The sequence below is a fragment of the Oceanobacillus jordanicus genome (assembly GCF_022095695.1).
GTDB classification, from domain to species: domain Bacteria; phylum Bacillota; class Bacilli; order Bacillales; family Amphibacillaceae; genus Oceanobacillus_B; species Oceanobacillus_B jordanicus.
The window spans coordinates 54,903-68,516 of record NZ_JAIFZM010000006.1; the positions used below are offsets into that span (position 1 = coordinate 54,903).

The 13,614-nt window shown below is 41.1% G+C and carries 15 protein-coding genes and 1 riboswitch; of the genes, 6 read left to right on the plus strand and 9 right to left on the minus strand.

Annotation, left to right across the window (positions count from 1 at the left end; all coding sequences use genetic code 11):
* Positions 1-262: 262 nt before the first annotated feature.
* On the minus strand, positions 263-631 hold the full coding sequence (locus tag K3T81_RS08635; protein WP_238019404.1) for a carboxymuconolactone decarboxylase family protein: 369 nt from the start codon (positions 629-631) through the stop codon (positions 263-265).
* Positions 632-929: 298 nt separating this feature from the next.
* Between K3T81_RS08635 and K3T81_RS08640 the strand changes: the two genes are divergently transcribed.
* Both K3T81_RS08640 and K3T81_RS08645 read left to right on the plus strand, forming a co-directional pair.
* On the plus strand, positions 930-1,748 hold the full coding sequence (locus K3T81_RS08640; protein ID WP_238019406.1) for a squalene/phytoene synthase family protein: 819 nt from the start codon (positions 930-932) through the stop codon (positions 1,746-1,748).
* Between the two features lie 298 nt (positions 1,749-2,046).
* Entirely contained in the window at positions 2,047-3,594 is a 1,548-nt protein-coding gene (locus K3T81_RS08645; RefSeq protein ID WP_106895577.1) for a BCCT family transporter, read from the plus strand.
* Positions 3,595-3,650: 56 nt separating this feature from the next.
* Here the strand turns inward: K3T81_RS08645 and K3T81_RS08650 are convergent, their stop codons facing one another.
* Together K3T81_RS08650 and K3T81_RS08655 are read right to left on the minus strand one after the other, a co-directional pair.
* Complete coding sequence (locus tag K3T81_RS08650; RefSeq protein WP_036577013.1) at positions 3,651-3,839, minus strand: hypothetical protein; 189 nt, start codon at positions 3,837-3,839, stop codon at positions 3,651-3,653.
* 81 nt (positions 3,840-3,920) lie between these two features.
* The gene (locus K3T81_RS08655; protein WP_238019407.1) at positions 3,921-4,451 is read right to left on the minus strand and encodes a hypothetical protein; all 531 of its coding nucleotides are present in this window, start codon (positions 4,449-4,451) and stop codon (positions 3,921-3,923) included.
* 200 nt (positions 4,452-4,651) lie between these two features.
* Here K3T81_RS08655 and K3T81_RS08660 point away from each other — a divergent pair, with 200 nt between their 5' ends.
* Positions 4,652-5,389 (plus strand): MerR family transcriptional regulator, encoded by a 738-nt coding sequence (locus K3T81_RS08660; protein WP_238019408.1) that lies wholly within the window; start codon positions 4,652-4,654, stop codon positions 5,387-5,389.
* Positions 5,390-5,471: 82 nt separating this feature from the next.
* Here K3T81_RS08660 and thiE read toward each other — a convergent pair whose 3' ends face one another.
* From thiE to K3T81_RS08690, 6 genes are all read right to left on the minus strand, one after another.
* Positions 5,472-6,086 carry a thiamine phosphate synthase gene (thiE, locus tag K3T81_RS08665; RefSeq protein ID WP_106895578.1) on the minus strand — a complete coding sequence of 205 codons (615 nt, stop codon included), beginning with the start codon at positions 6,084-6,086 and terminating at the stop codon, positions 5,472-5,474.
* The gene (gene thiM, locus K3T81_RS08670) at positions 6,087-6,863 is read right to left on the minus strand and encodes a hydroxyethylthiazole kinase (RefSeq protein WP_161464017.1); all 777 of its coding nucleotides are present in this window, start codon (positions 6,861-6,863) and stop codon (positions 6,087-6,089) included.
* Positions 6,864-7,013: 150 nt separating this feature from the next.
* A complete protein-coding gene (thiD, locus tag K3T81_RS08675; protein ID WP_238019409.1) occupies positions 7,014-7,814 on the minus strand; it encodes a bifunctional hydroxymethylpyrimidine kinase/phosphomethylpyrimidine kinase in 801 nt (266 codons plus the stop codon).
* A complete protein-coding gene (gene tenA, locus K3T81_RS08680; protein ID WP_106895581.1) occupies positions 7,814-8,500 on the minus strand; it encodes a thiaminase II in 687 nt (228 codons plus the stop codon). The genes thiD and tenA overlap by 1 nt, the downstream gene beginning before the upstream one ends.
* Before the next feature lie 87 nt (positions 8,501-8,587).
* Positions 8,588-9,082 carry an energy coupling factor transporter S component ThiW gene (gene thiW, locus K3T81_RS08685; protein ID WP_238019410.1) on the minus strand — a complete coding sequence of 165 codons (495 nt, stop codon included), beginning with the start codon at positions 9,080-9,082 and terminating at the stop codon, positions 8,588-8,590.
* 96 nt (positions 9,083-9,178) lie between these two features.
* Positions 9,179-9,292: riboswitch (TPP riboswitch) on the minus strand.
* A gap of 75 nt (positions 9,293-9,367) precedes the next feature.
* On the minus strand, positions 9,368-10,501 hold the full coding sequence (locus K3T81_RS08690; RefSeq protein WP_238019411.1) for a zinc-dependent alcohol dehydrogenase: 1,134 nt from the start codon (positions 10,499-10,501) through the stop codon (positions 9,368-9,370).
* Positions 10,502-10,598: 97 nt separating this feature from the next.
* Between K3T81_RS08690 and K3T81_RS08695 the strand changes: the two genes are divergently transcribed.
* From K3T81_RS08695 to K3T81_RS08705, 3 genes are all read left to right on the plus strand, one after another.
* Positions 10,599-11,642: a LytTR family transcriptional regulator DNA-binding domain-containing protein gene (locus K3T81_RS08695; protein ID WP_238019412.1), complete on the plus strand. Its 1,044-nt coding sequence runs from the start codon at positions 10,599-10,601 to the stop codon at positions 11,640-11,642.
* A 268-nt stretch (positions 11,643-11,910) separates the two neighbouring features.
* Positions 11,911-12,873, plus strand: a complete 963-nt coding sequence (locus K3T81_RS08700; protein WP_238019414.1) for an ABC transporter ATP-binding protein — start codon at positions 11,911-11,913, stop codon at positions 12,871-12,873.
* Positions 12,818-13,462 carry an ABC transporter permease gene (locus tag K3T81_RS08705; protein ID WP_238019416.1) on the plus strand — a complete coding sequence of 215 codons (645 nt, stop codon included), beginning with the start codon at positions 12,818-12,820 and terminating at the stop codon, positions 13,460-13,462. Before K3T81_RS08700 ends, K3T81_RS08705 begins: the two co-directional genes overlap by 56 nt.
* The last annotated feature ends 152 nt before the right edge of the window (positions 13,463-13,614 follow it).

Sequence of the window (13,614 nt, forward strand, 5' to 3'; positions counted from 1 at the left end):
TTTGCCGATTGGGGTTAACCAGAGGCCTAGTCGCCCTTATACCCGGAGGGTGCAAGTCATCATCGGTTTCGTAATTTAAGGTGGGTCGACTAAAAACGGCCTTTGCGGCCAACGTCGACATACCCCTGTTGCAGGGGCATGATTCCTTTGTCTCCTAAGAGGAATGCTCCATTAAAACCGCCACTTTGCGTGGCTACATGGAGCCACCTGGCATGGCCAGGCGCATTCGCTACATTTCTAAACGGGCACGCTACGCTTTTCTTTACTTCTGGGTATAGTAGTCAAAGGTGTCCATTGCAAGGGTTACCCCTTGAGAAAATGCAGCGCCGCCACCTACTGCAGCACTAACGGCAATGGCTTCCATAAATTCTTCTTCTGAGGCGCCATTTTCCACGCATCCTTTTGTATGGTACATAATGCAATATTCATCTTGGGCATAAATACTAATGCCAAGCGCTATTAGCTGCTTTTCTTTCTTTGCAATAGCTCCTTTATCAAAGCATGCTTCTGTAAATTCGAAGTACCCCTTAGTCATTTTAGGAAGTTTTGCCTCAAAGCGACTGGTTCCTTCTTTAAATTCTAAAATTGACTGATCAAAATAATTTACGATTTCCTCTTCACGTGAATCCATGTTGTGATTCCCTCCATCTCAAATGGCAATATTGCTAACTAATGCTTACTGGCAAAAGAATTGTTCAAACATAATAAGCCAGTTACAAAAGGCTCCTGCTTTTTTATAGCTTTCTAAAAATAGGGAAAAATATGTGTGTGAAAATTTGGAAGTCATGCTGTGGGCATCAATCAACTCTAGGATAAAGAACCCATTACAATTTACTTTAATTTACGTTTACCATTGTGGAAAGTGGCATAAGCATGTGAGGGTTGGTATACTTAAGGTACCTCAAGGAAGTAAAGGGAGGAAGTAACCATTGATTAAAAAAACAGGTTTAGAGAAAGACGCCATGCGTGTCCTTAAACAAACAAGTAGAACATTCTACATACCGATTACACTTCTAAAGCAACCACTTAAAATGACGGTGGGTTCTGCTTATTTGTGCATGCGGGCCATTGATGAAATAGAAGATCATGAAGCACTAGATAATAGTAGTAAACAAGCATTGCTGAACGCTATCAGTATCCTTCTACTAAATAAATTTGACCAACAGGCCTATAACGAGCTGCTGGCCCCCTATGAGGATATTCTGCCAGAGGTGACATTAAGACTGGGCGAATGGATTGAAGTGTGCCCAAGAGGAATTGTTGATAAAGTTTTAGAATCTACGGGTATTATGGCAAAAGGAATGGCAGACTGGGCAGCACGCGATTGGGTAGTGAATACGGAAGAGGACTTGGATGATTATACATATTATGTTGCAGGTCTTGTTGGTGTCATGTTATCAGATATATGGGAATGGTATGATGGAACGATTACTGATAGAGAATTGGCAATCGGCTATGGAAGAGGTCTCCAAGCTGTTAATATGCTACGCAATCAAGAAGAAGATGCCGAACGTGGTGTCACGTTTATCCCTGATGGATGGGACCGAGATGATTTGTTTACATATGCCAGTGAAAACCTTGATAAGGCAGATACCTACATAAAGTCAATTCACACACGACATATTTTACACTTCTGTAAAATTCCGTTAGCTTTAGCAAAAAGAACGCTTAGTGCGATGCAGAACGGAAAAGAAAAAATGTCACGTAGTGAGGTTGAAGAAACAGTTGATGAAATTATAAAAGAATAGCGATAGAAATAGTTGACGAGGTTTCAGGAAATAATAATGATGTATTGCCCGGCATATATTTTATAAATGGTGCAAAAAATAGGTAAAAGCACATGTATAAATTATAGTAATTTTTTGACCAATTAGCTAATTTAGACTATAATATTGACCTGTGTTATAAAAAAGGGCAAGCTGGTGGAACTTCGTCAAGGGTTATTTACTATAATAACAATAATCAACTTCCATCCAACGGTCTTAAATGACAAAGCTAAACAACCAATTTTAGACACTTGCTCCTAAAAAAATTAGGAGGAAAAGCGTGAAACGTAAATCAAAAAAGTTAGATTGGCCAGTGTTCATAATTAGTGGTGGTTTTCTAACTGCATTTATCGTACTTTCATTAATTAACAGTGACATGGTTGGTAGTGCAATCAACAACTTATTTAGTTACTCTGCAACGTTCTTTGGAGCTTATTGGCAGTTGTTACTATTAGGGAACTTCTTTATCGGGATTGGACTAGCCATATCAAAGTATGGAAAAGTAAAATTGGGCAAGCAAGATAAGCCAAAGTATAGTTATTTTCGTTGGGTTGCAATGATTTTAGTAACCTTATTGGCAAGCGGAGGAGTCTTCTGGGCTGCTTCTGAACCAATGTATCACTATATGACCACACCGCCTTTATTTGGTGGAGGAGAGTTTAATAATATTAATGCCGCGTTAGCACAATCTTTTTTGCATTGGGGATTTACTGCCTGGGCTATTCTAGGTACACTCGCAACGATTGTAATGATGTATGTTCATTATAATAGAGGATTTCCACTGCGCCCCAGAGGGTTGCTCTTCCCTATCTTCGGAGAGAAAATTTATCATAAAAGTATTCTTGGATCCTCTGCAGACATCTTTTCCATTATCGCAACGGTTGCAGGGACACTTGGACCTTTAGGATTTCTTGGGTTGCAAATCTCTTATGGATTACACCATTTATTTGATGTGCCCAATACATTGACCTTAAGTATTACCGTTGTCTTAGGATTGGCAGTAATTGCAGCTATTTCTGCGGCCACTGGTGTAGATAGAGGGATCTTAACACTTAGTCGTTATAATGTTGGTCTTACAATATTTTTAGCAATTGTTGTTTTAATTATTGGACCGACTATGTTTATTTTAGATGGTTTTGTCGGTGGAACAGGCCATCATATCCAGAATTTCTTTACCATGAGTATGTTTAGAGGCGATAGCGCTTGGTTGGGTGCTTGGACAATCTTTTTCTGGGGATGGTTTATCGGTTATGCGCCAATGTTAATTGTCTTTATTAGTCGTATTTCTCGTGGTAGAACGATTAGGGAACTTATTATTGCTGTATCCATTGTTGCACCATTAGTAAATAATTTCTGGTTTTCAGTAGTTGGTGGAACAGGGCTATTCTTTGAAACCGAAAATCCGGGATCTGTTTCTGGAGCTCTGAGTGAAGGTGGTATGCCTGCTGCTGTTATGGCAATATCTGATCAGCTTCCGCTGGGTACATGGATAGGACTAGGATTTCTTATTGTATCTGTTGTCTTTGTTGCAACAACAGTGGATACCATGTCTTATACTGTGGCTGCAACACTTACGGGAAATGACAGTCCTAGAAGATGGTTACGCGTATTTTGGGCGATCATTTTTGGTTTAACAACAGCTGTTATTCTTTCCATTGGTGAGGACAGTATTTCTTCTATCCAAAATTCAATTGTAATAACCGCAGTACCTGTATCATTACTCTTGCTTCCGCCGTTGTGGAATGCTCCGAAAATTGCTAGAAAAATGGCCATCGAACAAGGGTTGATCTGGCAAAGAGAAATGAGCAAGAAAATGAATAAGCATTAAGATTGATAAAGAGCAAAGACACCTCCAGTAGACTGGATGGTGTCTTTGTTTTTGTGCTATCTTTTGTTGAATAGGGATTTAAAGCCCAAGTAAAGTATGGCTACACCAAACACTATTATGGCAATGCCACCAACAAGGTCAAAGATGTTTGCGATTTCAGCAGTAACAATGGCGGAAGATGGCAAGTTAGCGAGTCCGAAGCCAGCGAGAACACAAGCTAAATAGAGTAAAGCTAATTGATACACGTTGGATTCCTCCCTTCATCTTATCCTATGAAAAAGTGAGGGAGGAGGGTGTGCATGAGCCCTGGATAAATAAAGTTCTACCTAATAACATTGAAAGGATTGCACATTGTCTAGGTCGGTGCCGAAAAAGAACCATCTATTTCCAGTCCATCTAAACCCAGAAATAGAATTTCTACCTACAAATGTAGGGAAAAACCAGAATGACTGCCAACGCGTCCAGATAAAAGTGAAGCGAAACAGGCAGCTTCGGATTGCGCCAGGATCAACTGCAAACAATTGCGCTTGTGGCTGAACTGGTTGAAAGGACGGTGGAGGGGTAGTTGGTGCGCCTCCAGACTGCCCTGGTCCTGGTCCGGGCTGACCCGGGAAGCCCCCTCCGCCAGGAAATCCTCCTTGGCCAGGAAATCCGCCTCCGCTACCAGGGGAACCTTGACCCGGGAACCCTGGAAATCCTCCTGGACCTTGATTGCCTGGTCCTCCCGGAAATCCTCCCTGCCCTGGCTGTCCCGGGAAACCTCCTCCGGGGCCGAATAATCCCCCGATAATCTGTCCTGGGAAATTTAATTGTCTTTCCTCATCGTCTTCGTATGGTGGTTGATTATAATAAGTCAATATATTACCTCCTCAAATGTACTCGATATAATATATGGTTAATCGTCTATTTTGGGATTGCTTTATGAAAATTGGGCGAATGCCCTGATCCTGTGTTTTGGTCTATTGTCGTTATCCGTATATTTTTAAATGGGCTTTTTTCTTCTTGACTCTAACGTTACGTTATACTTTATTGTAGTTATTGAAGGAGGGATTTATCGTTGAAAGTAAAGGAAGTGGCTAATTTAGTAGGAATCAGTGTGCGCACACTGCATCATTATGATGCGATTGGGCTACTAAAGCCTGAAGAAATAACAGATGCCGGCTACCGAATTTATTCCGAAAAAGATCTTGAAAAACTGCAGCAGATTTTATTTTTTAGAGAACTGGACTTTCCTTTGAAGAAGGTCAAGGAGATTATCACTGATCCAACCTTTGATCAAAAAGAGGCGCTAGCTTTACACCGAAAAATGCTACTGGAAAAAAGAAATAGGATTGACAAAATGATGAGAACAATCGACAAAACGATTCAGTATTCGAAAGGAGAGCGAACAATGAGCGCAAAAGAGAAGTTTGAAGGATTTGATTTTAGCAAGAACCCCTTTGAGGAAGAAGCCCGTAAACGGTGGGGGGATAAAGCAGTAGATGAATCAAATGAAAAGCTAATCAACATGTCTGATGGTGAAAAAGAGGACTTCGAGAAGAAATTCAATGCCATATACAAAGAGTTGGCAGCGATTCGTCAACTAGAGCCAGGTTCGGACGTTGCACAAGATAAAATTGGAGAGTGGTTCAACTTCTTGAATGTAATGGGGACTTATTCTTTTGAAGCATTTAAAGGACTTGGCCAAATGTATGTAGACGATCAGCGGTTCACAAAAAACATTGATCAATTTGGGGATGGCCTTGCAGTATTTATGCGTGATGCAATGGCGATATATGCAGATAAAAGGAAGTGAAAACAGGAAGAAGGGGGCACAACGATGCTCCCTTCTTCCTAGTTGTCTGGGAAATCTAAACGGACGCTTGCGCTTTTGAGGTTTATAACTGATTTACGGCTTTTTGTATGTCTGATGCCTTGGTGATGGCAGATATGATAGCCACACCATCTGCTCCAGCTTCCATAACATCTCTAGCTGATGTGGTGGTAATGCCCCCAATCCCAACGAGCGGTAAATGTGATAGCTGTTTTCGAACTTGAGATATCCATTTCGTGCCAACAGGAGTTTTGGCATCCTTTTTTGTCCCAGTTGGAAAAATAGGACCTACTCCGAGGTAATCAATTACAGATAAAGGGCTCTGTTCAAGCTCTGTTAGCGTTGATATGGATAATCCGATCATTTTATCAGGAAATCGAGCCCGCACCTCTTCTGCGTTGACGTCGTCTTGGCCGACATGGATTCCATCTGCATCTAAGACCTCTGCAAGCTCTAAATCATCGTTAACAATAAAAGGGATGGAGTTCTGGTAACAAATCTTTCTTAGCTGCCTTCCTAGCATTACCTTTTTTAAACCCATTAGAGAGTCAGGGCCTTTTTCACGAAATTGAAAGGCCGTAATCCCTGCTTGAGCTGCTTCTGTTAAGATATCCACCGGGTTTCTATCGCAATCTTGGCTGCCCATTATGAAATATTTGCGAAGTAGGTGTGCCTCCATTTAAATCTTCCTTTCTTGCAATTGCGCTGGGTCAAGGGATAATGCATCAATAAACATAGGTGAGAAGCTACCAGGACCCGTCACATTATGCTGTTGTGCTGCAAACTCAGCGGCATGCCCATAAAAGGAAACGGCTGTTAGCAGACTATCTTTCGCAGCGTCCCCCGAAGATAAACAAGCCGTAATAATAGAACCAAGCAAGCAACCTGCTCCAGTTATTTTTCCTAATAAAGGATGACCAGAATCATTTGTGTATAGATTGCCATCTGTATAGATGAAATCTGTTTTTCCAGTGATAATAGCTGAAGTTTGAAAGGTTTCTGCTACACTTTGGACAACTTCATTTGCATCACCATCTCCCACAGAATCCACTCCTCTCGCTTCCCAGGGGGTACTTACAAGATGAGCCAGTTCTCCTGCATTGCCTTTAATAGCAGTGAATTGGATTTCATCTGTAAGTTGCTTTACCGCATCCTTACGAAAATCAGTTGCAGCCACACCAACTGGGTCGAGTACAACAGGTATTCCTTTTCTATTTGCAGAAATTCCCGCTCTTATCATGGCGGGCAGTTCCTCAGGCGTCAATGTTCCAATATTGATTAATACCCCATCAGCTGCTGAGGCCATTTCGGCGGCTTCTTTCTCCGCTTTAGCCATCACGGGAGCTCCGCCGAATGCCAGCAGTCCATTTGCTGTGAAATTCATCACGACTTGGTTTGTTAAATGATGGATAAGTGGATTGTTTCTCCTTACGTCTTTGATTAGATCAGCATTCATTGCTTATCTTTCCTCCTTTATCCCGGTGCAACAGTCCGTAAGACTCCCACTTCAAACAGTGATATTTAAGAGGGAGTAAACGGACGCTAACACCCCGATTCGTTCAACTAACAATCAGTGGGGAAGATAAACCTCCCACTGATTGAAGGTTCACTTTATCCTTGTCGCCCAATGGTTCGTCGGACCATTTCCAGCCCCAATTGGAAAGGAATAGCGTATTGCTTCCGTAACAAATTTCTTCGCATGCAAAACAGCTTCATAAAGCGATAAACCTTTACTTAAGTTAGCGGTTATTGCTGCAGAATAGGTGCACCCTGTGCCATGTGTATTCTTTGTGTTAATGCGTTCCTCCGAAAACGTATATATGCGATGGCCATCATAAAGGAAATCTACTGCTCTTCCCTGAAGATGTCCGCCCTTAATAAGTGCTGCACCAGCTCCCAGTTCATCAACTATATAAGCAGCAGCTTCCTTCATATCTTCTGTTGACTCTATTTGTCTTCCCGTAATAAATTCCGTTTCTGGAAGGTTGGGGGTAACAATGGTTGTCAGTGGAAGCAGCTCCTTTTTTAGAAAATGGCGTGCTTCTTCAACAATGAGAGGATCGCCACTTGTTGCTACCATTACAGGGTCCATGACATAAGCAACTTTCTTCTTGGTTTTAGTTATATACCTCGCAATAACTTCCATCATGGGCTCATTTGCAATCATTCCCGTTTTGAGGGCATGCACCGGCATATCGGAAAGCACAGATTCGAGTTGTTGCTCAATAAATTCAACTGGAAGGTGATGCACATCCTGCACACCTGTTGTGTTTTGGGCTACGACTGATGTAACAACAGACATCCCGTAGGTTTGTAATTCCTGAAAGGTTTTTAAATCAGCTTGAATGCCAGCACCCCCGCTTGGATCTGTTCCGGCGATCGTTAGTGCACAAGGTATTTGTTTCATTAGCGATTCCCCTTTTTAGCTGATGGCCATTCTTCGCACGTGTAAGCCATCTCCCAAAATTTCAACTCCAACTGGCAACTTATGCGGAAGGCTTCTTTCATTTTTTCCTGTTCTTCAAGTGAACTTTGGTTAGCAAATCGATCTAGACGAGTGCGTAATTCATTCGTTGTGTGCTCGATTTCTTCTCCAGTATAAAAGGTTATCCAATCGTAAAAGGGATGACTTTCATCAGGTTGATATTGTTCTACTAATTTCTTGCCAATTTCTAGATATGTCCATGGGCAGGGAAGTAAAGCCCCGATAATCTCACCAGACGAACCCATTTGAGCATGGTACATCATATGTTTAATATAATGGTCGGCAGTAGGCGGAAGTGAATGCCCTTGTAATGCTTCATATTCTACGCCAATATGCTCACAGAAATTTCGATGTGGATGAATTTCATCGTGAAGTACAAATTTAATCTGATCGAAGAAATAAGCGATATCTTCCCGATCTTGTGACTTTGAAAGGGCAATTCCATAAATTTGCATAAACGCGTTCAAGTATTCATAATCCGCTTTAATATAATGGGCGAGCGCTTCCTTTGAGATGTCACCTTTTCCGACACCTTGTACAAATGGATGCGCGAAAATCATCTGAAATAGATCATCGTTTTCTTTTCTTAACTGTTCTGAAAAGTTCATAGTTAATGCCTCCTTTTAATGTAGATAACCATTTACTGGACGTTAAACCTTTTCTCTAATTCCATAGATTCGAAGGTGAATAAAAGACTAAGTGCCTTGTATTCTAGTAATTGAACGTTCGTTTAAACGGGAAACGATAAATAGACCAATGAAGGCGCCTGTAACACTGCTGACGAGAAAGGATGGCATGAAGAAAAGTGCTCCAACAGGATTTCCTAGCAGAATAGTTGAGATAGGTACAGCGCACAGAGAACCCAAAACTCCTGTTCCAATCATCTCTCCAAGGGTTGCCCAACGCTTTTTACCAAGCTTTTGATATAGAATGCCTGCAAGAAGAGCACCTATCATTCCGCCTGGAAATGCTAGCAATGTTCCAAGGCCAAGTAAGTTCCGCACTAATCCGATCATAAAAGCAATCCCAACTGCTGGCACAGGGCCTAGTATAACTGCTGCAATGACGTTAACTGCATGCTGAACTGGGTAGGCTTTGGCAATGCCAGCAGGAAACCAAAGTAGTTGGGAGCCAAGTGTTCCAATGGCAACAAACACTGCCATGGTGGTAATCATTTGTGTCTTTTTCACGATAACCTCCTTTCTTTAGACTAACCTGATGGCAATAATAAAAAGCCAGGTCACAAGGGGACCTGGCTTCGGTAATTTGAAATAGGATAGACGTAACTTGTACGTCCACTACTTCCCTCCGCTGGTATTAACCAGATCAGGTTCATAAGAGTCGGTAGCTCATGTGCTAACCTCTCAGCCCGCCATAATCGGGCCCCCCTAGTAGTCTTCTTCGTATGAAATTATTGATCAGCAACAATGCCGATACTTATAGACTAACAAACTATTTAGCATTTGTCATGGGTATTATGGTTTGAAAATCACTTTAATACTTCCATCTTCTTTCTTGTCAAACATGTCATATGCTTTATCCGCCTCATCTAAGGACATTCTGTGTGTAATAAGGTCAGTAGGATCAACTTTTTTCTGCTCCACCATATCATAAAGCTTTGGCATCATATGGATGATCGGAGCCTGTCCCATCGTCAGGGCGACGTTTCGGGTAAAGAAATCACCTAATGGGAAACTATTGGCATCTGATCCATATACACCCGTCAATTGGACAGTACCAAACTTTCGTACAGCTTTTGATGCTGTTATGATCGGACTGATTGTTCCAAATTGGTTATCCATTTCCGAACCAAATTCTGTTTTTGGTGGCACGGTTCCGTCCATTCCGACGCAATCAATCACTACATCTGCTCCACCTTTTGTTTCTTCATGAAGCAGTTCACCAATTTTTTCATGCTCCTTAAAGTTAAATGTTTCTACATTATTGGTTTGAGCAGCATGGTCAAGTCGGTAATCCATCTGGTCAACGGATATTACGCGTTTTGCTCCCTTTAACCATGCAAACTTTTGAGCCATCAACCCAACTGGGCCTGAACCTAGAATGATAACAGTATCGCCTTCTTGTACCCCGCCATTTTCCACACTCCAATATGCGGTTGGAATGACGTCGGATAATAATAACACCTGTTCATCACTCAATTCGCTCGACTCTGGCACTTTAAAAGAGGTAAAGTCAGCGTATGGCACACGGAGGTATTCTGCCTGTCCTCCTGGATAGCCACCATTTTGTTCGGTGAAACCAAATAGCCCACCAACTTCACCATGTGGGTTGGATTCATCACATTGGCTTTCCATTTGGTTTTTACAGAAGAAACATTCACCACATCCTATATTAAAAGGAATGACCACTCGATCCCCTTTTTTCAAGCTTTTCACTTCTGAACCAACTTCTTCTACAATCCCCATTGGCTCATGCCCAACCACATAGTCGGTTTCCGGCTCTATTCCTCCATGATACAGATGAAGGTCTGATCCACATATGCCGCTTGCTGTGATGCGTACAATCACATCGCTATTTTCTTGAATCGTTGGATCCGCGACTTGCTTTCCTACCATTGCTTCTTTGCCTTGAAATGTTACAGCTTTCATTCCGCCACATCCTTTAGTATAAGTTATAGAGAATATTTCCGTTATTTAGTACTATTAAACAAAAGCTTAATAAATTTTGGATCAGGAAGTGATGGACATGACAGAAGGATTGATATTCAGCGATTTAGAAAAACAGTCAAAGGACAATATGCTTTTTCCTAATTTTGACCTTACCTTAGCTCAGGGAGAGATTGTTGCCATATACTCGACTTTAAATATACGGAAAATGCTTCTTGATCTTTTAAGGGGAAAGGCTGTACCTTCTAAAGGGAAAATTTTTGTTCACGGAAAAACATTGAAAGAAGACAAGAAGGCATATATGTCTGCTATAAATATTTGTTTTTATGAAGAAGGGTTATATGAAAGATTAAAAGTAGAGGATTATTTTTCTCTCTTTATCAAACTTTACACCTCCGGTTATCGTATGGAAGAACTTCTATTGGATACCCAACTTCAGGATAAAAGAAGGGCCAGGATCCGAAGTTTAACAGATTCAGAAAAAAGAAGAGTACATTTTGGCACAATGATCATACGAAATCCAGATGTGTTTATTTTTGAAGAGCCAGATTTGAATGTAGACATGGAAACGAGAAGGGTTTTTGTAAACCTAGTAAAGAAGCTGCAGAAAAAACGAAAAGCCAGTTTAATTCTGACGGGTAATCTGGAAAGTGCGTTGACCGTAGCTGACCAGGTGTTTCGATTGGACGATAATGGTCTCCATGTTGTGCAAGTTGCGGAAGAAGAAAGCAAAAAAGAAGAAGTACTTACAGAAGAAAAAGATGGTGAGGATATTAAGCCGTTTCACTTCAATAAGATTCCGACCAAAGTAAATGAAAAAATTGTATTGTTCGATCCACAAGAGATTGACTATGTAGAAAGCAATGATGGGCAATCAAATATATATATTAAGGGCGAATCATTTCCTAGCCTGTTCACATTAAATGAGCTAGAAAGCCGTCTACAACATGTTGGTTTTTTCCGTTGCCACCGTTCTTACATTGTTAATCTACAAAAGGTACGTGAAGTGATCACATGGACGAGAAATAGCTACAGTCTCATTTTAGATGATAAAGCAAAATCATCCATCCCGCTTTCTAAAACAAAAATGGCCCAATTAAAGGAGATGTTGGGACTGAAATAAGCTCCATTCACCCCCTTATTTGCTCTTTTCACGGTGAAAGTGCTGATTTCATGCGGTTTTCCTTCTATAGTTGAGTTATAGAGGCTGTTCAAAAAATCCGGTAAAAATGACACATCGAATTTCTTTGTTGGCTTGCTTATCCGTTCCTCACGTATTAATTACATACGTTCTGGTACTCAAAGCTACGCCGCCTCGAACTTCTCGGTCCTTTTTATCCTCCTTTTGAACACACACTTATATAAAACATCACCATCTGGGAGGAAAACAAATGGAAAACATTATCGAAGTGACATCTCTTGCGAAGATATTTGGCAATCAAACAGCTTTAGAGGATGTCCATTTTTCAGTCAAAAAAGGAGAAACATTTGGTTTTCTTGGACCAAGCGGTTCAGGGAAAACCACCACAATAAAAATTTTAACAGGGCAACTTTCGCACACCTCAGGGGAGGCATCTGTTTTTGGGAAGCCAGCAGCCACCTTAAATAAGCCCCAAGATCGTAAAAGGTTTGGTGTCATTACAGATAACAGTGGACTGTACCAACGACTCTCCATTGAAGATAATTTAAAGCTTTACTGTCAGCTATATGATGTTCCATCCACTCGCATCTCAGAAGTGCTTGAGATGGTCAGTCTGTCAGAAGAAAGAAAAAAGAATGTTGCTAAACTATCAAAAGGAATGATTCAGCGTGTGACATTAGCTAGAGCTTTGCTTCATGAGCCTGAGCTGTTATTTCTGGATGAACCAACCTCTGCGTTGGATCCGGCTAACTCTAAGCATATTCATCAAGGACTTCGCGAATTAAACCGAAAAGGGACGACCATTTTTCTGACAACCCATGACATGAGTGAGGCAGAGAGCCTTTGTGATCGCGTTGCCTTTCTTAACAAAGGTAGGATACAGCTTCTAGATGAACCAAAAGCACTGCGCAGACAATTCGCGGAAAACACCGTTTTACTAGAATTACAAGATGGAAGTAACATCACGCTTCCCGGCGGACAAGAGGGAGCAAAAGAAATTTATGAACGGTTGGCATCCGGAAAGGTCGTTTCCATTCATTCAAATGAACCAACATTAGGAGATATTTTTGTGGAAGTTACAGGGAGGGAGTATGACGTTTTCAATAAAGCGAATGTATGCCATTTTTCAAAAGGATGTAAGGGACTTAACCAAAAATATGTTTATTACAACCACGATGCTTATGCCGCTATTGCTGGCACTTTTCTACGGTAGAATGGACGAAGTAACGATTGATATGCACTATTTAATTATTAACTTGAGTTTTGCAGCAGTAGGGGTTTTTGTTCAGAGTGCCATCATTGCAGAGGAAAAGGAAAAAAACACGTTGCGTGGATTAATGCTCTCACCAGCTACATTACCAGAGATTCTGGGCGGGAAAAGTCTGGTTACATTTGTTATAACAGTGTTAACAGTTTTAGTTTGTGCCTATTTAACAGGGTATGAACCAGCCAATTACTTGATAGTCGGGGGAGCAATTCTAATCTCTTGCTTCTTCTATATAGCGTTAGGAACCTTAATGGGACTTCTGACAAAATCTGTTGTGGAAGCATCTGTCGTAACATTACCTGTTATGTTTATATTTTCTTTTGGCTCTTTATTTCTTACGCTAATTGAGGAGTACCCAATTCTTACCTTTATTGAATATTTGCCAAACGTTCAACTGGTCGAACTAGCAACAGAAGTAGAAGCAGGAGCTATGTTTTCCGACTTATGGAGCAATTTTGCCATCATTCTAGCCTGGATTGTGGTAGCAAGTCTCTTAACAGTTGTCGTTTATAAGAAAAAGGAAATGGATGCTTAATGAATGTAATGCTTTAACATGTGAAGCGCTGCAGGGTGTAACCTAGTTTTTACTTTCGTGCTCGATATTACGAATTCAAATAAAAACACCGAAAAATCATCAGATTTATTTCCAAATCGTGATGATTTTTCGGTGTTTTGGTGTACATGGCT